A 21,729-nucleotide genomic window follows, 5' to 3' on the forward strand; every position below is an offset into this window, starting at 1 on the left:
TGTGTTTTTCCTCTTGCCGTCAGTGATCCCAGTCTTTTACAAAAATAAGTAGATCTACTTAAGATTGTGATTAACTGTTTCAGGGAATTAGGAGAACATCATGATTTGGGTGAATGAACAGGTCGATCCGGGAGGTCTGATTTATTCGTGCATCGCGTGTTGTGACGAGGCTCAAGCCAAAGATTGCCACGAATCGTTCCAGCAGAACTTGACAGAGGAGCAAAAATCAGCAGGTTGGGTAGCGCGTCTGAGAACCGTCAGTTCCTGGGATGAGGTGCCAGTCAATGCGTTGAAGCTGGACTGAGGATGTTTGTACATTCCGGGATTGTAGGGGCGCACCGACGTGCGCCCAAAAAACTACAAACGGGATTTATGAGGTAAATTAGTTTAAAGTCGGTATTTTGATGGGCTTTAACGGGGGCTGTATGAAGGGTTGACGACTAGAGGCAGAGAGGCACGCGATCGCTAGTTCAAGAAGGCAGAAGGTAGAAGGCAGAAGGCAGAAGGTAAGAAAGCTTGTACAGTAAGATGGGAGCGCCTTTTTCAACTGGAGAGTTACTTCCGCCGCGCTGGTCTAGTGGTATTCTTCTCAGTCTAAAATCAGAGGATTGAAGCAAAGCTACCCAAGGACAAATGACCAATGACCAATGACCAATGACGCAAGAACTGATAATTGAGGCAGGTCGCACCGAACAACAATATTGGAAAGACTTGTGGCGTTACCGGGAATTGTTCTACTTTCTGGCATGGCGAGATATCCTGGTACGATACAAGCAAACCATCATTGGCATAGCCTGGGCATTAATTCGACCTTTTTTAACAATGGTGGTATTTACGATAGTTTTTGGTAAACTGGCAAAGTTACCCTCTGAAGGCGTTCCCTATCCGATTTTGGTATTTGCGGCGATGCTACCCTGGCAGTTTTTTTCCAATGCCCTTTCCGGGTGCAGCAACAGTTTGATCAGTAATGCTAATTTGATCGCCAAGGTCTACTTTCCCCGCTTAATTGTGCCAGCCAGTGCTGTGATTGTCAGCTTTGTAGACTTTATGATATCGGGGATGATTTTGCTAGGCTTAATGGCGTGGTATGATTTCCTACCCAGTTGGCGAATTTTGACACTACCATTTTTTATTATAATTGCGTTTGCGGCATCAATGGGGGCAGGGTTATGGCTAGCAGCACTTAATGTAAAGTATCGAGACTTTCGCTATATTGTCCCGTTTATCGTACAATTCGGTTTGTATATTTCGCCCGTGGGATTTAGTAGTACAATTGTGCCTCAAGAGTGGCGATTAGTTTATTCACTCAACCCTATGGTCGGGGTAATCGATGGATTTCGTTGGGCAATTTTAGGTGGGGAAGCCAGAATTTATTTGCCAGGATTTCTACTTTCATTGGGATTGGTTTTTGGAGTATTGGCGAGTGGAATTTGGTATTTTCGTAAGGTAGAACGGACGTTTGCGGATGTAATCTAGGTATTTTCAGTGGTTAAGCTAACAAGGTAATGGGTAATGTCTGACACGGTGATTCAGGTCGAGAATCTCGGTAAGAAATATATCATTGGTCATCAGCAGCAGGAACGTTACACGGCGCTGCGAGATGTGATTGCTAATGGGGCAAAGTCTTTCGGACAACGGTTGCTGAAACCTTGGGGGAAACAGAGTGCTAACCCGGCGTATGAGGAGTTTTGGGCGCTGAAAGATGTGTCCTTTGAGGTGAAACAGGGTGATAGGATTGGGATTATTGGGCGTAACGGTGCGGGAAAATCAACACTATTAAAGATTTTAAGTCGGATTACAGAACCAACAACGGGGAGGATTCGGATTAAAGGGCGAGTTGCCAGTTTGTTGGAAGTGGGAACAGGGTTTCACCCAGAGTTGACAGGACGGGAAAATATTTTTCTCAATGGAGCAATTCTGGGGATGAGCAAGGCGGAGATTAAACGTAAATTTGATGAGATTGTTGACTTTGCGGGAATTGAAAAGTTTTTAGACACGCCAGTTAAGCGGTATTCGTCGGGGATGTATGTGCGGCTAGCGTTTGCGGTGGCGGCGCATTTGGAACCGGAGATTTTAGTTGTAGATGAGGTGTTGGCTGTAGGAGATGCTCAGTTTCAGAAGAAGTGTTTGGGCAAGATGGAAGAGGTTGGAAAGGAAGGTAGGACTGTAGTGTTTGTGAGTCATAACATGGTAGCCATTTCAACATTATGCACTAATGCTATACTACTTGAGCAAGGTCGTAAAAAATTGGCAGGGACACCTGCGGAAGTATGCCAAAACTATTGGGAAAGTGCTGGAAGCGCATCGGCGCAATGGAGTTCTTCTATAGCATCGAATACATCAGATGCTCCAACTATTTCCCTAAAAGCTGTTCAGGTAAAAGATAGGATAGGCTGTGTTCGAGCCGATTTTACTAATACCGAGCCAATTCGCATAGAAATTTTAGTCAATATTAATAAATGGCTACCTCTGCTTAAAATTGGCTTAGAACTTGAATCCGAATGGGGAAGTAAAGTTTTTACTATATTTCACAATGATATTGACCCTAATATTGAATTAGATAATTTAGGGAAAGGACTATATAAATTCGCAGTAACTATACCTGCTTGCCTACTCAATTCATCAACGTACTATGTTTCTCCTTGTGCAGGTGAACATCAAGTTAAATGGTTCTTTAAATATGAAAAGCTTGTCAAATTTAATGTCAAATTTCAAATTTGCAATCCAGAATTTTTTGTTAAGAAAAGACCCGGTATTATTGCGCCTTTATTAAAATGGGAAATAAATAATTTAACGAGTACAAACAAAGATTAAGTGGCTTTGAATATGTGGATAATTTGTTGTGGTATGATGCGCTCCGCTTCGACTTTGCAATATCAGCTAACGTCTGAGATTGTAAAATATAAAAATATGGGAAAATCAATTGGATGGGTAGAACCTAATAAGTTTTCGTATTTTAAAGATAAATATCATAATTATCAAGGCTTTTTAATTGCTAAATGTCATAAATACATAAAGGAATCAGTCGAGCTTGATCGGAAAGAAAACGCAAAATTTATTTATAGTTTCCGAGACATTAGAGATGTTTATGTTTCGCTAAAAAATAAAAATCACTCTAAATTATCATTTTGGATAATTCTTCAACAGATAGAGTCGGCTTTATCCGATTATCAATCTTGGAATAAGCTGAATAATATCTTATGTTCTAAATATGAAATTTTCACAAAAGATTTAAGTCAAGAAGTGTTAAGAATTGCCAATCATATAAATATTGGATTATCTCTCAAAGAAGCTCATAAAATTAGCTGTAATTTCACTTTGCCTCGACAGATAGAAAAAACTGAAATTTTTGACTACAATAAATTAGGTATCAAAGTCAATGAAAATACAGTTTATGACCCAAAATCATTACTGCATAAAAATCATATATTTTCTGGAGAATCAGAATTATGGAAAAGGGAAATGACCAACTTGCAATTAAGTATAATGGAAGGTGTTTTCTATAATTGGTTAGTAGAAAATAATTATCTAATTAGTCAAAATATTTTTAGCCGACAGTATGGAAAAATTTTATATAATTTACGGAAAATGTAAATTTATAGAATATTTAAAATCAGCTTTTTTATAAACAGACTTAAATACTTAAAGATGGTTTTATTTGACCTAGCACGAGATTGACCTGAATAAAAAAATAATGTTCTTTATTAGGCAGACGAATTAATGGTGTAATTTTATTATGAGAATAGCTTACTATATATATCATAGCTTGCTTCACTTGAAAAAGGGAACTTTATCTAACTACCTGCGACAAGAATGGTCTGAATACCTCAAACGCAGATCATTTAGAACTAGACAGAGACGAAGAATTTATTGGGAATTACAAGCAGGGAAACGAGAAGTGTTAGAAGTTTCAATTCAACCATCATTAAGAATGAAATTATATCTTGATAGTGATTTATGTAGATTAATTCATTCGGGAAGTTTTGAATGCAAAGAACGACAATTTTTAAATGCTTTTTTAAGACCTGGAGATATATTTGTGGATGTTGGTGCAAATATAGGGTTATTTACTTTGATAGCCGCACAACGGGTAGGCAAATCAGGTAGTGTTTATGCTTTTGAACCTTATACTAAAACTTACAATCGTTTATTGATTAACGTTCAATTAAATAACTTTACCAACGTTACTTGTCATAAGCTAGCTCTTTCTGACAGTATTAAACGGCAATCTATGACAATATCTTTAGATGGTTTTGATGCTTGGAACTCATTAGCTAAGCCTATTAAAGGTGAACGATTAGGCGTGGAAATGGTTGAAACAATCACCTGGGACAAATTTGCCGATCAGCACAATCTTGTTGAGAAAGTAGCGATGATGAAAATTGACGTTGAAGGATGGGAAAAATATGTCTTGGCAGGTGCGGCTGAAACACTTTATCGAATAAATGCCCCAACTTTACAGGTAGAGTTCACGGAGGAAGCTAGTCAAGCAGCTAGTTCATCATGCAAGGAACTATACTACACTTTGGAGAATTTTGGCTATAAAATGTATACCTATGATGCCCGATATAAAACAATTGTTCATCATCCTTTTCAAGGAAATTACCCTTATCTTAATTTAATTGCTACTAAAACTCCAGACAAAGTGAAAGAGCGGCTTAAAAGAGGTAAATATCCTAGCTGGATACGTTGAATGTATATGATGAATAAAGGACTATTGTCTACCCAGTAGAGTCAGTTTAGTAAGCCAAATTAGCTGTCAGAAAAGATAGTAATGTTAACCATTTTTTCGATTCCTAAACCCTTTAGCGGGCACATTGGCATTATTCAACGTAACGCGATCAAAAGCTGGTTTCGTCTCCATCCAGCTTGTGAAATCATTTTGTGTGGCAATGAACCAGGAATAGAGGAAGTAGTAACTGAGTTTGGTGCAAAATGGATTCCGGATCTTGCCCGTAACGAATATGGTACACCCCTACTTAACTCAGCTTTTGACCAAGTACAACAGGTAGCTAGCCACCCCTTGTTATGCTACGTGAATGCTGATATTCTCCTACTCAGAGATTTTATAGAAGCGTTACAAAAAATTTATTTCCGCCAATTTCTGATGGTCGGTCAGCGTTGGAATATAGATATTACAGAACCCTTAGATTTTGCCCCGATCAATTGGGACAAAAAGTTGCGTGAATATGTTGCTAGTCATGGAGTGCTATTTTCTCCAATGGGAATTGACTTTTTTGTGTTTCCGCGAGATAGTCTGCTAGGAAGACTTCCACCCTTTGCGGTTGGTCGTCCTGGATGGGATAACTGGTTCATCTACAAAACTCGTCAACTTGGCATTCCTGTTATTGATGTTACAAAAACTGTGACCGTCGTGCATCAAAACCATGACTACGCCCATGTTCCATATCGAATAGATAAGAAATGGAATGGACCAGAGGCTGACTGGAATCGTCAGTTGATGGGATGTGAGTGGTGGAATTATTTATTTTCTATTGCAGATGCAACTCATATCATGACTTCTCAAGGTTTACAACTTACTTTGGGACGCGATTCTCTGCAAAGGCATTGGCAAACTTTACCAATCTTATTTCCAAAAACAAAGCCTTTAATAAGTATAGTGAATAGGATTATACAATTATTGTAAATACTGGTTTTTCGTTCCTGAATTTATTTATTTTCACTGTTCAAAAGGTTTTAGTGGTATAATCTAGGTGTTTAAAATTATGCTAAAAAAAATTAGTGTTTGCATTACATCATACAATCAAAAAAACTACCTAATAGAAGCCATTGAAAGTGTGATTAATCAAACAATAGAACCTTGGGAAATAATTGTAGTTGATGATTGCTCAACTGATGGGTCTCAAGAGATTATCGATGAATATGCGAGGGCATACCCAAAATTAATCCGTCCATTTTTTCACAGAAAAAACCTGGGAATATCTCTAAACAAGAGATTTGCCCAAGAAAGAGCAAACGGTGATTTATTCACCTACTTAGATGGTGATGACAGATTTTTACCCAAAAAGCTTCAAATCGAACTGGAAACTCTAATGAGTAATCCAGATGCCAGAGCTGTCTACTCCAACTTCTACTACATTGACGAGTATGGGCAACGAATAAAACTTTGGGCAGATGGCAATATTACTATGCCCTGTGGCAATATTTTCCGTGAAGTTTTTATTTTCGATGATTTCCCAAATAGTATACTGTTACGCAATGAACTTGTTGATTATCAATCTATGAAAGAAGTAGGATTTTATGATCCAGACTTCGCCCTTTATGAAGATTGGGAATGGAGAATCCGTTTTGCTAAGCGTTTTAAAATTATCTACTGTCCTGAACCCCTAGCTGAGTATCGTCGTCATTCAAAATGCGTATCAGGTTCACCGACTTTAGAACGTTTAAAATTTATTAAAAAGGGGTATTTAAAAAATTTTTATTTGCTTCAGGATTTGCCGAAGTCCGACTATGTAAATATTCAAAAAAAAATGCACTATAACTTTGCCAAGATGCATCAACAATCCGGTATAGAAGAATTTACCAAAGGAAATAAAATAAATGCTTTAAATAATTGGATTAAATCCTTGCAATTTAACCCCAAAGAAATTGATTGGCATATACCAGCTAAGCTTATAATTCCATCTCTATTGTATTCTAAATTAAAGTTATTATATAATAATCTGACACGCAAGTGAAGGTAAATCTACAAAGCAGATGGGTGATCGCCACTATGAAAACTCAGTTAAATTCTACCCTACGTCAGTTAATCCCCACTAATGTCAAAGATGTTGTCAAACAAAGTAGACTTTGGTTGCGATATAAATCAAGCTGTAGCAACGTATATCACTGCTGTGTTCACAAAACAGCAAGCCAGTGGATGCAATCTCTATTCTTTGATTCAAGGGTATATAGGTATTCTGGTCTCACAGTTTGCCCAAATGGAAAAGTACATCGTGGTGGGTATGAAACCAGAGAAGCGAACAATGCAATTGATAGTGATCCTTTTCCGGAGAAAACTATAGCGGGTTCTCTTCATATTAGTTTCGATAATTTTTTAGCCATTCCTAAACCGAAATGTTACAAAGCTTTTTTTGTTATGCGAGATCCCAGAGATATCGTTGTGTCCTATTTCTTTTCTGCCAAATATTCCCATGTTCTTAATCTAAGAATTAGTAAGGAAAGAAAAATATTAAACAGTTTATCTCAGATTGATGGTATTTTGTATACAATTGAATCCCTAAATAAATTTGGGTTATTTACGGCTTTGGAGTCATGGATAGGAACACCAACAAAAGATTCAAATATAAAAATATTTCGATTTGAAGATTTAACCAAACCTAACAATTTTGCGGTATTTAAACAATTATTTTTACACTGCGACATAGTAATGCCTGATAAAATTCTTTCCCAGTTTTTGAAAGATTATACTTTCCAGAGACTCACAAAAGGTCGTCCGTTAGGTGACGAAGATAGAAGATCACACTTACGCAAAGGAGTACCTGGTGACTGGCACAATTACTTTAATGATAAAATTGATCAAGAATTTAAAAAGGTTACGGGCGACCTTGTTAGCCGTTTAGGATATGAAAAAAGTATCTAATGTCAAAGCTGCTTGTCACTGGCTCATCAGGATTGATTGGCTCTGAAGTCTGTCTGCATTTTTCTAATTTGGGTTGGCAGATTCACGGTCTAGATAATAACTCCAGAGCGGCTTTCTTCGGCGCTCAAGGGGATACGCGCTGGAATCAACAGCGCCTACAGGCACAGATTAAAGGTTTTGTCCATCATGAGTTAGATATTCGCGATCGCAGTGGTATTCTAGACTTATCTGAGAGTATCCGACCGGACGCGATCGTCCATGCCGCAGCACAACCTAGCCATGATTTGGCGGCGAAGATTCCCTTTGATGACTTTGACATCAATGCGGTGGGGACATTGAATCTCTTGGAAGCCACGCGCCAGTTTACTCCAGAAGCGCCCTTTGTCTATCTTTCCACGAATAAAGTGTATGGTGATGCTCCCAACGAGATTCCCATGGTCGAGTTAGAAACACGCTGGGACTATGGTGATCCCAACTATCAGCAGGGTATACCCGAATCATTCCGCATCGACCAATCCAAACACTCGTTGTTTGGTGTCTCTAAACTCGCCGCTGATATTATGGTACAGGAGTATGGTCGCTACTTTGGCTTAAAAACCTGCTGTCTGCGGGGTGGCTGCTTAACCGGACCTAATCATGCGGGTGTAGAACTGCACGGATTTCTGAGCTACCTGGTGAGGTGTAACCTAGAGTGTCGCCCCTATAAAGTGTTTGGTTACAAAGGTAAGCAAGTGCGGGATAATATCCACTCCTATGATGTTGCTCGCTTCATTGAGGAGTTTATCCAGACACCTCGCTGCGGTGAGGTTTATAATCTGGGAGGGGGAAAAGACAACAATTGCTCAATTTTAGAGGCGTTTGCTAGAGTTACTGCCATTACTGGAAAGAAGATGCAGTATGACTATGTTGACAGGAACCGGGATGGCGATCATATTTGCTACTATAGCGATTTGCGGAAAATAAAGGAGCATTATCCCCAGTGGTCTGTTACTCAATCGATTGAATCTATTATTGTAGAGATTGTTGACGCTTGGTCAGATAGACTTAGATAATTGATGCGGATTTTGTTCACCATTCCCCACTTCTTTAAACCCAGTCAAGCTGGGCGGTATGGCTCTGTTTATCAAACTCCGCAACAACGTATTCAGGCTTTGACCTCTAATTTGAGTGCCTTACACCAACTCTATAATCAATCCCAATGCATCATTAACATCGCCCAACGTTTGGCACTTCCGGCTAACCAATCCCAAGCTCATGAGATTAAAGTTATTATCTGTACCAGCCAAAATTACCACCTACTGCATCAACTACCCCTGTCACCTCAGCTTTATACCCATCATCCTACCCAAGCCGAACCAATGCTCTTGGGGTTTGAGTGTCAGGTGGTACTGCGAGATTGTCTGGGTCAGTATGATTATTATTGTTATCTAGAGGATGACCTGATTTTGCACGACCCTTGGTTTTTTATTAAACTGAAGTGGTTTACCCAGCAAATAGGAGACCTGAGCCTACTTCAGCCTAACCGCTATGAAGTATCGCCCCACGGAGTTGTTCACAAAGCCTATATTGATGGTGACTTAGCAGCCCATGTTACTGCTAAATTTCAGAATGTACAGGAAAAGCCTGAATTAATTGGCACAATTATGGAAACTCCAGTCACTTTCCGTCGCCCTTTTAATCCCCACTCTGGCTGCTACTTTTTAACGGCAAACCAGATGGATTACTGGGCGAATCAACCTTATTTTTTAGACCGGGATACCAGTTTTGTTGGTTCTTTGGAAAGTGCTGCTACTCTAGAAATTATGAAAACATTTCATATTTATAAACCAACTCCTGTTCAGGCAGGGTTTCTAGAAATTCAACACTTTGGCACGGCATTTCTTAGTTTAATCAACAAAAAAGTTAAAAGTCAACTCTATATGCCATGTTTGTAAGTGTATGGAATGATTGAGAAATTTGTTTTTTATTACTAGCGACTAAGTATGGATAATATCTTAAAAAGAAAAATCAAATATACAGCTTGGAAAATTAAGGAGAAATGGCAAGATCTCCTATATAAGGGAATTGAATTGCAATGGAAATTGCCATCGGGATTAAAGGTAAAAATTAAGAACAAGGCTGAATGGGTAATTTATAATGATATTTTCGTAGATGGAGAATATGATCTACCTATTCAGCAAACTCTAGCATCTTGCTCTTATGATCAACCTTTGAATATCTTAGACCTAGGTGCTAACGTCGGTTTTTTTACGATAAGGTTAGCTGACTTCATCCTTCAAAGCAAAAATCCGCAACCTAATTTTAGAGTAACTCTCGTGGAAGGTAGTCCTACTGTCTATAGTCAGCTTAAATATCGGCTCAATCATGAATTAGATTTAGCTAATAAATTAACAATTGTTAATGGATTAGTGGGAGAACGCCAGGGAAGCGCTAAATTACTAGAATTTGACTTTCATGTGGTAAATTCAATTGCATCTGGGAATTCATCTAGAGGCATTATTGTGCCTTATCTCGATCTCACATCATTGTATTCTGAAAGGGACGAGATTGATCTTCTTAAATGTGATATTGAAGGCTCGGAGTTAAGTTTTCTAGAAAATTACAAGGATTTACTTTTGCGCGTCAAGTGTGCTGTATTTGAGTTTCATCATGATCAATGTGATCCAAAACGATGTTTTGAGATTTTGAGAGAAGTAGGTTTTCTGAACCATCAACAGCTCCGTAAGCGACCGACCTTCTCAATAGAATTTTTCTGGAAGTAAGGAAAATATATGAGTTCTTCACCCACTTATCTTGATCCAATCATACTGCCTCTGTTGAGCGGTGCAACTGTACTTGATGTTGGTTGTGGTTATGGACGTTGGGGTCATTTGATTCAAAGTAATTTTTGGGAAGCTGGCTTGACTGAACCTCCCCAGGTTGATGGCTTTGATGCTTTTTTACCAAACGTAGAATTTTGTTCTAAGCATAGTTGCTATCGCAAGGTGTGGCATCAAGTAATGCCCTCACCATTGACGGGGACTTGGGATACTGTTTTAGCCTGTGAGTTTATAGAGCATATAGAGCAAAAAGCTGTAGAAGAAGTTATCGAGATTTTGGAGGGCGCTGCTAAAAAGAGAGTGATTTTCTCAACACCGAATTGGCCCTATTACCGAGGGGGAGGAGATACGATACTTGGGTATAATGACCTAGAAGCCCATCTAAGCTATGTCTCACGAGATTTCTTCGGTCGTCGCGGCTATACGCTAATAGGTGCAGGTTTTGGCAACCCCACAAATCTCGTCGTTCGAGCCGTTAAGAAATTGAAGTTTTCTTGGGAGCCAGCACTTCAATCAATTCCCAGGATGTTTCCAAAGTTAGGGCATTCATTAGTAGCTTATAAGAATATTACTTAAATTCAACAGATTGATTTTAAGTTTAAACTAATTTATAGTTAATGGATAAAATTAAAGTTTTTATTGTTTGCTCAGGTCTTGGTCGGATTCAACGTGGCTTTGAATCGTTTACCCAAGAATGTTTTGAAGCTTTATCTAAAGTCAAGTATATTGACATAACTCTCTTTAAAGGAGGCGGACAGTCTAACGCAAAAGAAATGACGTTGTGGAATTTACCACGCCATAGCTGGCTGGCTATGCAATTCGGTCAAATGACCAGAAGAGGAGCTTATTACATCGAGCAAGCATCATTCGCTCTGAGTCTCTTACCACACCTTTATCGCCAGCAACCCGATGTCATTTACTATAGTGATGGTACTGTTGGTAATGTGCTTTGGCACTGGCGGCGTTTCACCAAACAAAGCTACAAACTTTTATTTTCCAATGGCGCTCCTTTTTTCCCACCGCTCTTACCTTACTATGACCATCTACAGCAAGTCGCTCCCTCTCACTTACAGGTTGCCTTAGATAGAGGAGTGCCTGCTGCAAAACAAACTCTCATTCCTTACGGAGTTAAAATACCTGCTGAACTAAAACTGTTGTCCTTTCCTGAACGAGAGACACTGCGACGCCAGTTAAGATTGCCCCAGAAGCGGCAAATAATTTTGTCCGTTGGAGCTATCAACAAGTCCCACAAGCGTATGGATTATCTTATTCGGGAGATAGGAACTTTGTCTGAACCACGCCCTTATCTTTTATTGCTAGGACAACAAGAGTCGCAATCTCCTGAAATTTTACAGTTAGGTAATCAGCTATTAGGAACTGATAATTTCCAAGTCAGAACTGTTGCGTCCCATCAGGTGGCAGATTACTATAGAGTTGCTGATGCTTTCGTGCTAGCTTCTCTAACTGAAGGATTCGGGCGCGTGTTCTTAGAAGCAATGTCTTATGGTTTGCCCTGTCTCGCTCATGATTATGAGGTTGCTCGCTTTGTTCTGGGAAAGGAGGGATATTTTGCTAATTTTGAATTGCCAGGAAGTCTGGCTGATCTCATTTATAAAGTTTTAGTAGAAGTACATGATGAGTCGAAGTGTTATCTGCGGCATCGGAGTGTATATGATCGTTTTAGTTGGAAAAAGTTGCTTTCAAGTTATAGCGACATGATTCAATATGTAGCATGTAAAAAAATAGGTTAATGGCTAATTATGATAGAAAGAAGTAAAGATGGATATGAATTGGCATCAGTGGAACTGCCAAAAATATTGTTAGTTACTGATGCCACTTTAAGTGCTAAAGGAGGAGGAATTAATCGAACCCTGTTAAATTTATTTGACCAGTATCCCTATGAACGTATAATACTATTTTCATCTAGAAAAAATATACATCAATATCCAACTATTTCATCTATAAAAAAACAAACTATTTCATGTGAGACTGAATTTGTACCTTGTTTGTCCAATAGATTGGGCAAAAGAATTAACCCTATATTACAAGTCATAAATTTTGAAATCTTAAAAATAAATTTACTTAAGTATATTCAAAATATTAAAAGCTTTAAACCTCAATTACTTGTCATCTGCCCCAATAGTATCCAGTTTATCCTGATCGGCTATTATCTAAGTAATCACGTTGATTGTCCAGTTGTGATTTATGCTATGGATGACTGGATAGGAGCAGAACACGTAAGATGGATATCAGGTAGTGCCAAGCAAGTCATTTATAAACTTTTGAGAAAGTCTTCGGCATGGTTATTAATTAGTGAGCAATTGAAAAATTCTTTTTCAAGTCACTATAAGTTAATGCCGAAATACTCAATGATTATTAATAATCCCATTGACTTATCAGATAAAAAACTGCCAGAATTTAAAAGTTTTTACAAAGGGACTTTTAAGATAATTTATGCTGGCTCAATCTGGCCTATGCATTATGATGCATTAGCTACTTTTGCTCAAGCAGTTTTTGAGTTGAGGCAGGAAGGTAAAAGTATTGAGCTAATTTTACATACTCAGGAGTCTTTTTGGTCTAGCCATAAAGAAAAATGGCACTACTGGCAAGTGTCTTATGGCAGGCTTATACCTTATGATCGGCTTAATAAATGTTTACAGTCAGCTAATTTATTGTTAGTTGTTTCTTCATTTATGCCAGATTATTCATTTTTAACGCGCTCTTCTTTTCAAACTAAGCTAACGGACTATATGGCATCTGGAAGACCTATTTTGTCTGTTGGACCAGATTATTCGGTTTGTAATCAATTTCTTAAAAAATGGAACTGTGGTTGGGTTTGTGAAATGAATCAAGTTAGTGAAATTAAAAAAACATTAGTAAATATAATAAAAAATCAATCTCAAAGCAATGATTTCGCTCGCCGAGCATTTGCAGTAGTTCAAGAAAATTTTGAAAAGAAACAAGTCCAGGCTAAACTTTATAATTTTATAAATTATGTGACTCATAACAGCATATAATTATAAAATCTATATCTAAAATATTCTCAATAGAGTGTTTTTTATGGGAAACATCATTCGTAGTTTTTTAATTCGCAAGATATTAACAAGACATATCTGGTGGTGGGAGACCCATCGAAACTACCCAATTCGAGATCAGGTATTTTATTTTTCACCGATTGCTGTTAATCCTGAAGCCAGAAACGTATTGGCAGTTTTAACAACTGCAAATGCAATTAGCGATGCTGCCTGGACTGTTCAGAGTTTACTGCGGTACTTACCTCCTGATACTGGGTTATTGATGGTGATCGATGCTGACTTGCATGGGAGTCAAATCCAAGCTCTTAAAGAGTTGTTTCCCGGAATACAACTGACTTCTACTCTTACTCTACTAGAACAGTTACGATCTATTGCACCCAAGGTTGCCCAGTTAGGTGACTACCATCCCCTCGGTAGAAAATTAGCAGCTATTTTAATTCTTCAAAAGCAATATAATTTAGTCTATAGTGATTCTGATGTCTTATGTTTTCGAGAAATACCAGAAATTGTTAATGCAATTTATGAAAAGTCTGGATTGTATATCCAAGATGTTGTCAGCGTAAAAACAGACCCAACTGTATTAAACAAAGTACAAATACTAGGATTAGAATACACACCAACTATCAATACAGGTTTTTTGTGTGTCCCTCAAAATTCTCTAGAAGTTGATCTAGCTGAAGAAATCCTGAACGATATCAACGAACCCTTAAAATCCTGGTTTTGCGAAACCACAGTTTTAGCTGTACTTATGCAGCAATCGCAAGCCAAACCTCTACCAAAAAATAGATATGTTGTTTCTGCTCAAAGACAATTCTACTTTGAAAACGATGTTGATTATGAATATATTGCTCTGCGGCATTTCATTACTCCAGTCCGTCATTTGATGTATTTAAAGGGAATGCCGAGGCTAGCACAGGAATGGCAACTGTGAATGTTATGAAGCTGGAAAAAATCATCTCAATGGCAAATCAGAAGGTGCGACTGCGCTTTCTGGCAATGGAGCGATCCCTACGGGCGACGGGTTGCCAATTACCGCTTTTGGTCATTCCTTACGATGATAATCTCTTTGAACTTCCAGAAGGATCTACCTGGTGGGAAATTCCTGAGATAACAAACTGGTTGAACAGTGAACAAGCTCACCCGGCAATGCGGAAGTACCAATGTTCGACAGTAGGAAATTACCAGTTTGTCGATGCCGATGTCTGCTTTTTAAGGAATCCAGAAGCCGTATTGGCATCTCATTCAGGTTTTATCACTTCCTGTGGTCATTGGCGCGATCCATCTGGAACCTGCACCCCAGCATCCCAGCGCTTGATGTCCAGTAAAAGCACCCTTTGGCAAAGGGATGTATTTAACACGGGTCAATTTGCCTGCGATCGCGCTCTGTTCACAGTAGAATCCCTGAAAGCCACAGCCCTGCAATCGGACTTTATAGAAACCTGTCTCCGATGTTCCCATAACGAACAACCTGGATTAAACCTACTTGTTTTTGCTTCAAGGGTTGACATTACAAATCTTACTCTACCCCCAATTCGCATGGAATCAACGTGGGCGGGTGACTATCCGGGTGAGTATGCGCCCTACTGGACAGATCCGCAGCGCCAACCCTATTTGATTCACTGGGCGGGAACACCAATGGATATCCCTCGACCCATTAATCAGATTTTTTACAATTTTCTCACCTCTACAGAAAAAACCGAGTGGGATGAGCAAGTCAGGCAATGGAGTTGGTTAAATCGGCAGAAGAATTGGTCGGTGCGAGCGATCGCTCAACGATGTAAACGTGCATTTTATCGTCTAATACAAACCTAAATTGAGAGTTTGCCTAATCACTGTTCAGCTTAAATGCCTAAGCAACAAGGGCTTGCCCAAGCAAGCCCTGACTGAAATCTAGCTGTGTGTTTACAGCACCAACTCAACCGACAAAATTATAGTGAATCCCTGGAATCAATCCCGTTGCATTCCTGACAATCGCAATGCGATCGCTATCAGACGCACGCTCTATGATGGTATCCGACCCATCTACAAAAATATTATAGTCACTGGCAGAACCCGCTAACTGGATTTGATCAACCACACGTTTGCTGTAGTCCAGAATATCGGCAAAACCATTATCTCCATCATCTACGTAGAAGAATTGACTACCAGTCTGACCGAGAATAAACAGGTTTCTGCCAGATCCACCGCGCAGTTCATCTATCTGATTGTTCACTGCACCACCAGCCAGATCCACACCAATGAGAGTGTCATTACCTGCACCTCCGTCGAGGCTGTCATCACCCAGTCCGCCGATGAGGCTATCAAACCCTTGATCTCCGTTGAGAGTATCATTACCTATACCCCCGTCAATGGTGTCATTGTTCTGACCCCCTGAGAGAACGTTGTTGCCTTCATTGCCTGTAATCTCATTGGATAAATTATTTCCTGTACCGTTAATGTCCTCAGACCCGGTGAGAATCAGAGTTTCAATGTTGGCATTTAATGTAAAGTTGGCAGCAGAAGAGCGAACCTCATCCGTACCACCATCAAAACCCTCACCAATAATGTCAAATTCATCATCCACGATGAATAGGTCATTCCCATCGCCACCGATTAAGGTGTCAGCCCCCGCACCACCGTCGAGGGTATCATCAGCATTTCCACCATTGAGTGAATCAGTTCCTGCACCGCCGCTGAGTGAATCAGCCCCCTCATCTCCAACAAGACTGTCATTCCCACCTGCACCACTCAGAGTATTTTCATTGCTATTCCCTAGGATGATGTTATCTTGTCCATTGCCGATTCCTGTCGTGGCACTGCCTGTGAGGGTGAGGTTTTCTAGGTTGGGTGCGTTCAGGGTATAGTCGGCAGTAGATACGATCAGATCTATGCCTCCATTATCCTGTTCTACAATTGTGTCACTGTCGTTGTCCACGAAGTAGGTATCGTCACCATTTCCTCCAACCAGGCTGTCTACCCCTTCACCACCATTGAGCGTGTCATTTCCTTCACCACCTTCCAGGGTATCATTCCCCTCATCCCCAGTGAGTCTGTCATCACCGCCGTTACCGATAAGGCTATCATCACCTACCCTACCTGCAAGTCTGTTATTGCTACTATTACCGACAATGATGTTGTCTTCTGTATTGCCGATGCCATTAATGCTACCAGTTCCCGTGAGAATTAGCTGTTCCACATTGTCAGGTAGGGTAAAGAGGACGGAAGATTCCACTACATCCGTACCCTCACCCCCGTTTTCTACAATAATATCCGTTGCATTGTCTACAACGTAGAAGTCATTGCCTTCACCGCCAACCAGTCTGTCTACTCCTACACCGCCATTGAGGGTATCATTGCCATCGCCACCTTCGAGGGTGTCACTGCCTCTACCACCATCAAGTGTGTCATCCCCATCTCCGCCGAAGAGAGAGTCATTGCCACCACCACCGATAAGGGTGTCCGCATTATCTCCTACGCTTCCTACCAGGGTGTCACTACCAAGTCCGCCATCCAGGCTAGCTGTGGCGTAACTGCCAGCCATGAAATTTGCCAATTCATTACCGATACCGACTATGGCATTATGAATTAGCTGCAAGTTTTCCACGTTAGCAGGCAATGTATAGTTCTGCTGACTTTGAACTTTATCTATGCCGCCATCAAACGCTTCAACAATGACATCTCCAGGTTCAACCCCTCGATAGAAATCATCACCACCGCGCCCGATGAGAGTATCCAGACCACTGTGACCAATTAGGGTATCGCTTCCCTCACCGCCATCTAGACGGTCATCATTAGGTCCTCCAAACAAAGAGTCATCGCCTTCACCGCCGATAAGAGTATCTTGAGCATATCCACCCCTAATGCTGTCTGCCCCAACGCCCCCGTCTAGCAGATCCCCGCCACTCGTCTCAAAACCCGTGCTAGACAAGGTATCGTTTCCCTCACCGCCTCGGAGGGTGTCATTGCCAATATCACCATTCAAGATGTCGTCGCCATTACCGCCGTCGAGCGAGTCATTTCCTTGGTAGCCTGCTAGAATATCGTTGCCGTCTAAAGCGATTAAAGTGTCATTGCCTCCAAAACCAATAATGGTGTCGTCTCCGGATGTTCCGGTCAGAGTTTCGCTTGCTGCTGTTCCGTTAATAGGTGCCATAGCTTTAGATATCTTCTACAGTTCAACTAAAAGTTCTCTATTGTACAGAAACGTTGTATGAAGATTGGGTTAAGCTTACTCCAAGAGAAGTAAAATTAAACCTGATCAATTTTACTGTGATTTGCCCAATTAAACTCAGGTCTGAAATATATCTTGAAATATTGCCAAATAATAAACATAGATTAGACCTGAAAAAAATCGTAACATGAACTCAAAGCCTCTTTTCTCAGTTATCGTCCCAACCTATCATCGCAATGACTTGCTAGTTAAGTGTCTTGATTGTCTATCACCTGACAGACAGACCTTACCGATTGACCAATATGAAGTCATTGTCACTGATGATGGCTCCCAGAGCACTGCCGCCGCAATGATTCAGGAGTGCTATCCTTGGGCAAAATGGGTGGCTGGTCTAGGGAAAGGTCCGGCTGCTAACCGAAACAACGGTGTGAAGTATGCTCAGGGAGAGTGGTTAGCATTCACCGATGATGACTGCTTACCTGATCCCCAGTGGCTCACTGCCTACACGCAAGCTATAGTAGTTGAATCCCCTTGTTTGGTTTTTGAAGGGCGAGTTTATGTTGACCGCCCTAGATGTAGTTTAGCGGAAACTGCACCGACTAATGAGTCGGGTGGGTATCTTTGGTCATGTAACTTTGCCATTCAACGGCAGTTATTTGAATCTTTAGGCGGTTTTGATGAACGATTCCCCTATGCGGCGATGGAAGATGTAGACTTAAGGTTAAGACTCACTAATTGTGGATACCAATACTCCTTTATTAAAGCCGCTTCTGTCTGTCATCCTTGGAGACAAAAGCCAGATTATCAACAGAGCAAGCAACGTCAAGAATCAATCCTTCTTTACTTGTCTATACACCCACAAGAATTAGATAACATAAACTCAACTTATTACGTGAGGGCTTTCCTAAAAAGCCTCTTAAACAATATTGTTTTTATAAAAACAATAAGAAAAATGGATGTAAAATACCTAGCGCTTGAATCTTTTTTCTTTCTGAGAATGGCATTTGTCATTATAGTTAGATTTGAAGGGATATGGAACTCAGTCTAGTGGGCATATTCATTTCGGTAAGTTTTACCGAAAAAATATTAGATAGAATCGATTAAGGTTACGTAACATAAAATAATCTTGAATTATATTACTGATGGAAGTCAAATATGGTGTAGTGCTGGGTTGTCCCCGCTCAGGAACAACTTTCTTGATGCAAGTTTTGCAAGCGTTACCTTATTCAGAATGCGTTTCGGGAAAGCTATTGCCTATTTCTATTCCACATATCGTTAATTATCCGTTAGCACCAGAGATTTATGAATCCCTATCTTTTGGGTTAGAATTTGCTTGCCAAGACTACCTAGCATCAGAAGCTGGTTCACGATTTGCCGCGATTCATAAGTGGCTCTTAGGGTGTATGACTATTCCAGAATTGATTGATACTTTTCAACGCACCAGGATTGTCAAACGCTTCATTTATAAGGAACCTTTTCTCAGTTTTGCTCCAGAGTTCACTTATCAAGCATTACCAAATTGCCGGATTCTCTATATCTACCGAGATGGTCGGGATTGTGCTGACTCCCTCGTCCGTACCTATGACGTACTTACTGATCAAAAATTAATGCATTTACGAACATCGGAAATGCCCTTAGGTCGTCAATACGATCATCGTTATGTTCCTTGGTGGGTTGAGTCTGGAAAGGAAGAAGAATTTATAAGCTGCACCCCTTATGTACGAGCAATCTGGATGTGGAAAGAGATGGTTCGCCGTTGTCACGATTTCTTTACCAAACCAGAGGTTATGGCGAGTGGTAGAGTTCTATTTGTGAAATATGAAGATTTAGTGACTGATCCTCTTTTTTATGGTAAATCGATAGTTGAACACTTTGGTGCTACAATGAATAACCAACTTTACCCAAAAATTAAAAAAGCTAGCCCACGTTCTATCGGGATTCACAAAAAACGGGATAGCCGAGAAATTGAATGGGCAAGTAAAGTTGCAAACTCAGAGCTTAAATTTTATGGATATTTGTAGGATATATTTTAGCCAATATAGATGGTTATTTTTGTAACCCTCTACTATGTAAATTTGATGTGTCTAAAAAGCATTCAACAAGACGAGATAGGTAATCCTGAAATTCAACTTAAGACAACCATGTAAATTTACGAGCAAAACCCTTGCAGTGTATACAACAAACTATTGAAAATTAACTCTATTTAAAGCAGAAGGTTTATGTTGATTTTCCAAGTTGTACCCAGGTTACCTCCAGCAATTGATGGTGTAGGAGATTACGCACTTAATCTAGCTCGCCAACTCCGCCAAGACTTCGGCATTGAAACCCATTTTTTGGTTGGAGATCCCACTTGCACAGGAAATCCCGAACTTGAAGGATTTCCTATCAGCCAGGTAACTGAGCGTTCGGCTAATACTTTGTTATCTTTGCTACCTAGCGGTAAAAGTACAGTCCTGTTACACTATGTTGGTTACGGCTACGCCCAGCGAGGTTGTCCATTATGGTTAGTAGAAGAGTTACAACGTTGGCGAACCGCAAGTGCCAATCACCATTTAGTTACCATGTTCCATGAACTGTATGCTTCTGGACTACCTTGGACGAGTGCCTTTTGGTTATCGCCGTGGCAAAGAAACTTAGTAGCGCGTTTGGCGAGGTTGAGCGATCGCGCGATCACCAGCAAACAACTCTATGCGGATATTCTACACAAGTTAAGCAAAAGCCAACATACCCACATTTCTGCCATACCTGTCTTTTCCAATGTAGGGGAACCCAAAAACTTGCTCCCTTTAGCCAAGCGTCAGAGGCGTTTAGTTGTGTTTGGGGGAGGTAATAGAAGATTAAGGATTTATCAACATTCGTTAGCCGTATTAAGTCGAACTTGCAAGATGCTAAAAATAAAGGAAGTCGTAGATATTGGAGCAGCAACGGGACTCACGTTATCTCCAGTTAATGGAGTGCCAATAGTGGAAATGGGACAGCGACCCGCATCGGTAATTAGCACTGTTCTGTCAAACTCCTTAGCAGGATTTTTGGATTATAGTCCCGACTTTCTGGCAAAATCAACTATTTTTGCTGCTTACTGCGCTCATGGTATGCTGCCTGTTAATACCTGTTGTAATACCTTACCAGTCGATGGAGTAGAATCAGAAAAACATTACTGGATTCCAGATGAACAGGCAACAGAATTACAGAATATAGCAGAAGTGCAGGCGATTGCTGATAATGCCTACACTTGGTATCAAAGCCATAATTTGCCAGTGCAAGCTAAAATCTTTGCAGATTTGTTAACAGATATGCCATGAGAAATTGGTGTTATATTTTAAATAATTAACTGCCAAATGAAATTCCATTTTGATTAATATATTAATTATCCAAATATTTTAAGTATATAAAAATTAAATCTTCGTGTAAGGTTGATTATGAAAAACGACAATTTATCTAGCACTCCGCTTTTAGAGCGCACAATGGTATCAGGTCTACATAATTTTTTGATGAATTTAATACCTGAATCGATCACTTATAATATACCCATTTTAGATATTGGATGCGGCACAGGGGCTTGGCTAGAACGCTTAGCTAATGCTGGATTTAAGAACCTGTATGGCATAGACAACGACATAGAACAACTACAAACGAAAAAAGCAACTTGCTGGCAAGCTAACATAGACTCTGATGATTTAGGATTTGGAAACAAAAAATTTGGTTTAATCACTTCAATTGAAGTAATAGAACATCTAGAAAATCCCGGTCGCTTTTTCCAGCATTTATCCGGACTCTTAGCTCCAGAAGGCTATTTACTAATTACTACTCCTAATCTTAATTCGGTACTTTGTCGATTGAGACTTCTGCTAACAGGTAATTTAAGACAATTTGACCAAAAAGGTGAGCCCACACATATTTATCCAGTATTCATGACACCCTTAAATAGAATCTTGCAAAATTATAACTTAAAGATAGTTTATAAATGTACTTATCCACTCAAAGGCTCGATAACATCCCGCCCTTCATTAAAAATGATGTCATCACTTCTATCCTTAATACTTCAAGATGAACTTCCCGGAGATATTTTGTGTCTTTTAATTCAAAAAATTAGTGTTAAAGCAGTAAATTAACTATCATCAC

At 39.8% G+C, this 21,729-nt stretch carries 21 protein-coding genes; 20 read left to right on the plus strand and 1 reads right to left on the minus strand.

Features of this window, described 5'->3' with window-relative positions; genetic code table 11:
- Positions 1-97 precede the first annotated feature (97 nt).
- The 16 genes from RIE73_RS14790 (at position 98) to RIE73_RS14865 (ending at position 15,269) form a co-directional block, all read left to right on the plus strand.
- Positions 98-304 (plus strand): glycogen debranching protein, encoded by a 207-nt coding sequence (locus RIE73_RS14790; RefSeq protein WP_446386311.1) that lies wholly within the window; start codon positions 98-100, stop codon positions 302-304.
- Positions 305-654: 350 nt separating this feature from the next.
- Positions 655-1,476, plus strand: a complete 822-nt coding sequence (locus tag RIE73_RS14795) for an ABC transporter permease (RefSeq protein WP_446401896.1) — start codon at positions 655-657, stop codon at positions 1,474-1,476.
- 36 nt (positions 1,477-1,512) lie between these two features.
- Positions 1,513-2,814: an ABC transporter ATP-binding protein gene (locus RIE73_RS14800; protein ID WP_446401897.1), complete on the plus strand. Its 1,302-nt coding sequence runs from the start codon at positions 1,513-1,515 to the stop codon at positions 2,812-2,814.
- Positions 2,815-3,594: a sulfotransferase domain-containing protein gene (locus RIE73_RS14805; protein ID WP_446401898.1), complete on the plus strand. Its 780-nt coding sequence runs from the start codon at positions 2,815-2,817 to the stop codon at positions 3,592-3,594.
- A gap of 142 nt (positions 3,595-3,736) precedes the next feature.
- Positions 3,737-4,693 (plus strand): FkbM family methyltransferase, encoded by a 957-nt coding sequence (locus RIE73_RS14810; RefSeq protein ID WP_446401899.1) that lies wholly within the window; start codon positions 3,737-3,739, stop codon positions 4,691-4,693.
- A gap of 81 nt (positions 4,694-4,774) precedes the next feature.
- Positions 4,775-5,647, plus strand: a complete 873-nt coding sequence (locus tag RIE73_RS14815) for a hypothetical protein (protein WP_446401900.1) — start codon at positions 4,775-4,777, stop codon at positions 5,645-5,647.
- Positions 5,648-5,726: 79 nt separating this feature from the next.
- Positions 5,727-6,698, plus strand: coding sequence for a glycosyltransferase (locus RIE73_RS14820; RefSeq protein ID WP_446401901.1), 972 nt, complete (start codon positions 5,727-5,729; stop codon positions 6,696-6,698).
- 35 nt (positions 6,699-6,733) lie between these two features.
- Positions 6,734-7,603 carry a sulfotransferase domain-containing protein gene (locus RIE73_RS14825; RefSeq protein ID WP_446401902.1) on the plus strand — a complete coding sequence of 290 codons (870 nt, stop codon included), beginning with the start codon at positions 6,734-6,736 and terminating at the stop codon, positions 7,601-7,603.
- Positions 7,603-8,655: an NAD-dependent epimerase/dehydratase family protein gene (locus RIE73_RS14830; protein ID WP_446401903.1), complete on the plus strand. Its 1,053-nt coding sequence runs from the start codon at positions 7,603-7,605 to the stop codon at positions 8,653-8,655. The genes RIE73_RS14825 and RIE73_RS14830 overlap by 1 nt, the downstream gene beginning before the upstream one ends.
- 3 nt (positions 8,656-8,658) lie before the next feature.
- Positions 8,659-9,537, plus strand: coding sequence for a calcium-binding protein (locus RIE73_RS14835; protein WP_446401904.1), 879 nt, complete (start codon positions 8,659-8,661; stop codon positions 9,535-9,537).
- 48 nt (positions 9,538-9,585) lie between these two features.
- Positions 9,586-10,365 (plus strand): FkbM family methyltransferase, encoded by a 780-nt coding sequence (locus RIE73_RS14840; protein WP_446401905.1) that lies wholly within the window; start codon positions 9,586-9,588, stop codon positions 10,363-10,365.
- Positions 10,366-10,374: 9 nt separating this feature from the next.
- Positions 10,375-10,998, plus strand: a complete 624-nt coding sequence (locus RIE73_RS14845; protein WP_446401906.1) for a class I SAM-dependent methyltransferase — start codon at positions 10,375-10,377, stop codon at positions 10,996-10,998.
- A gap of 41 nt (positions 10,999-11,039) precedes the next feature.
- Positions 11,040-12,173 (plus strand): glycosyltransferase family 4 protein, encoded by a 1,134-nt coding sequence (locus RIE73_RS14850; RefSeq protein WP_446401907.1) that lies wholly within the window; start codon positions 11,040-11,042, stop codon positions 12,171-12,173.
- A 9-nt stretch (positions 12,174-12,182) separates the two neighbouring features.
- Complete coding sequence (locus tag RIE73_RS14855) at positions 12,183-13,439, plus strand: hypothetical protein (protein WP_446401908.1); 1,257 nt, start codon at positions 12,183-12,185, stop codon at positions 13,437-13,439.
- Positions 13,440-13,482: 43 nt separating this feature from the next.
- The gene (locus RIE73_RS14860; RefSeq protein WP_446401909.1) at positions 13,483-14,388 is read left to right on the plus strand and encodes a hypothetical protein; all 906 of its coding nucleotides are present in this window, start codon (positions 13,483-13,485) and stop codon (positions 14,386-14,388) included.
- Complete coding sequence (locus RIE73_RS14865; protein WP_446401910.1) at positions 14,376-15,269, plus strand: hypothetical protein; 894 nt, start codon at positions 14,376-14,378, stop codon at positions 15,267-15,269. Before RIE73_RS14860 ends, RIE73_RS14865 begins: the two co-directional genes overlap by 13 nt.
- Positions 15,270-15,372: 103 nt before the next feature.
- Here RIE73_RS14865 and RIE73_RS14870 read toward each other — a convergent pair whose 3' ends face one another.
- Entirely contained in the window at positions 15,373-17,589 is a 2,217-nt protein-coding gene (locus tag RIE73_RS14870) for a calcium-binding protein (protein WP_446401911.1), read from the minus strand.
- 205 nt (positions 17,590-17,794) lie between these two features.
- On the opposite strand from RIE73_RS14870, the gene RIE73_RS14875 reads away from it, so the two are divergent.
- The 4 genes from RIE73_RS14875 to RIE73_RS14890 all read left to right on the plus strand — a co-directional run bounded on the left by RIE73_RS14875 (position 17,795) and on the right by RIE73_RS14890 (position 21,719).
- A complete protein-coding gene (locus RIE73_RS14875) occupies positions 17,795-18,655 on the plus strand; it encodes a glycosyltransferase family 2 protein (RefSeq protein ID WP_446401912.1) in 861 nt (286 codons plus the stop codon).
- 94 nt (positions 18,656-18,749) lie between these two features.
- On the plus strand, positions 18,750-19,628 hold the full coding sequence (locus RIE73_RS14880) for a sulfotransferase (protein ID WP_446401913.1): 879 nt from the start codon (positions 18,750-18,752) through the stop codon (positions 19,626-19,628).
- A gap of 198 nt (positions 19,629-19,826) precedes the next feature.
- The gene (locus tag RIE73_RS14885) at positions 19,827-20,909 is read left to right on the plus strand and encodes a glycosyltransferase family 1 protein (RefSeq protein WP_446401914.1); all 1,083 of its coding nucleotides are present in this window, start codon (positions 19,827-19,829) and stop codon (positions 20,907-20,909) included.
- Positions 20,910-21,026: 117 nt separating this feature from the next.
- Positions 21,027-21,719 carry a class I SAM-dependent methyltransferase gene (locus RIE73_RS14890; RefSeq protein WP_446401915.1) on the plus strand — a complete coding sequence of 231 codons (693 nt, stop codon included), beginning with the start codon at positions 21,027-21,029 and terminating at the stop codon, positions 21,717-21,719.
- Positions 21,720-21,729: the final 10 nt, after the last annotated feature.

Origin of the sequence: Coleofasciculus sp. C1-SOL-03, from assembly GCF_040220555.1 — a bacterium.
Classification (GTDB): Bacteria; Cyanobacteriota; Cyanobacteriia; order Cyanobacteriales; family Coleofasciculaceae; genus Coleofasciculus.

Excerpts from the sequence above, each read along its gene's own strand:
- RIE73_RS14795 (WP_446401896.1), top strand. The coding sequence starts at position 655 with ATGACGCAAGAACTGATAATTGAGGCAGGTCGCACCGAACAACAATAT.
- RIE73_RS14800 (WP_446401897.1), top strand. The coding sequence starts at position 1,513 with ATGTCTGACACGGTGATTCAGGTCGAGAATCTCGGTAAGAAATATATC.
- RIE73_RS14810 (WP_446401899.1), top strand. The coding sequence starts at position 3,737 with ATGAGAATAGCTTACTATATATATCATAGCTTGCTTCACTTGAAAAAG.
- RIE73_RS14815 (WP_446401900.1), top strand. The coding sequence starts at position 4,775 with ATGTTAACCATTTTTTCGATTCCTAAACCCTTTAGCGGGCACATTGGC.
- RIE73_RS14820 (WP_446401901.1), top strand. The coding sequence starts at position 5,727 with ATGCTAAAAAAAATTAGTGTTTGCATTACATCATACAATCAAAAAAAC.
- RIE73_RS14825 (WP_446401902.1), top strand. The coding sequence starts at position 6,734 with ATGAAAACTCAGTTAAATTCTACCCTACGTCAGTTAATCCCCACTAAT.
- RIE73_RS14830 (WP_446401903.1), top strand. The coding sequence starts at position 7,603 with ATGTCAAAGCTGCTTGTCACTGGCTCATCAGGATTGATTGGCTCTGAA.
- RIE73_RS14835 (WP_446401904.1), top strand. The coding sequence starts at position 8,659 with ATGCGGATTTTGTTCACCATTCCCCACTTCTTTAAACCCAGTCAAGCT.
- RIE73_RS14840 (WP_446401905.1), top strand. The coding sequence starts at position 9,586 with ATGGATAATATCTTAAAAAGAAAAATCAAATATACAGCTTGGAAAATT.
- RIE73_RS14845 (WP_446401906.1), top strand. The coding sequence starts at position 10,375 with ATGAGTTCTTCACCCACTTATCTTGATCCAATCATACTGCCTCTGTTG.
- RIE73_RS14850 (WP_446401907.1), top strand. The coding sequence starts at position 11,040 with ATGGATAAAATTAAAGTTTTTATTGTTTGCTCAGGTCTTGGTCGGATT.
- RIE73_RS14855 (WP_446401908.1), top strand. The coding sequence starts at position 12,183 with ATGATAGAAAGAAGTAAAGATGGATATGAATTGGCATCAGTGGAACTG.
- RIE73_RS14860 (WP_446401909.1), top strand. The coding sequence starts at position 13,483 with ATGGGAAACATCATTCGTAGTTTTTTAATTCGCAAGATATTAACAAGA.
- RIE73_RS14865 (WP_446401910.1), top strand. The coding sequence starts at position 14,376 with ATGGCAACTGTGAATGTTATGAAGCTGGAAAAAATCATCTCAATGGCA.
- RIE73_RS14870 (WP_446401911.1), bottom strand. The coding sequence starts at position 17,589 with ATGGCACCTATTAACGGAACAGCAGCAAGCGAAACTCTGACCGGAACA.
- RIE73_RS14875 (WP_446401912.1), top strand. The coding sequence starts at position 17,795 with ATGAACTCAAAGCCTCTTTTCTCAGTTATCGTCCCAACCTATCATCGC.
- RIE73_RS14880 (WP_446401913.1), top strand. The coding sequence starts at position 18,750 with ATGGAAGTCAAATATGGTGTAGTGCTGGGTTGTCCCCGCTCAGGAACA.
- RIE73_RS14885 (WP_446401914.1), top strand. The coding sequence starts at position 19,827 with ATGTTGATTTTCCAAGTTGTACCCAGGTTACCTCCAGCAATTGATGGT.
- RIE73_RS14890 (WP_446401915.1), top strand. The coding sequence starts at position 21,027 with ATGAAAAACGACAATTTATCTAGCACTCCGCTTTTAGAGCGCACAATG.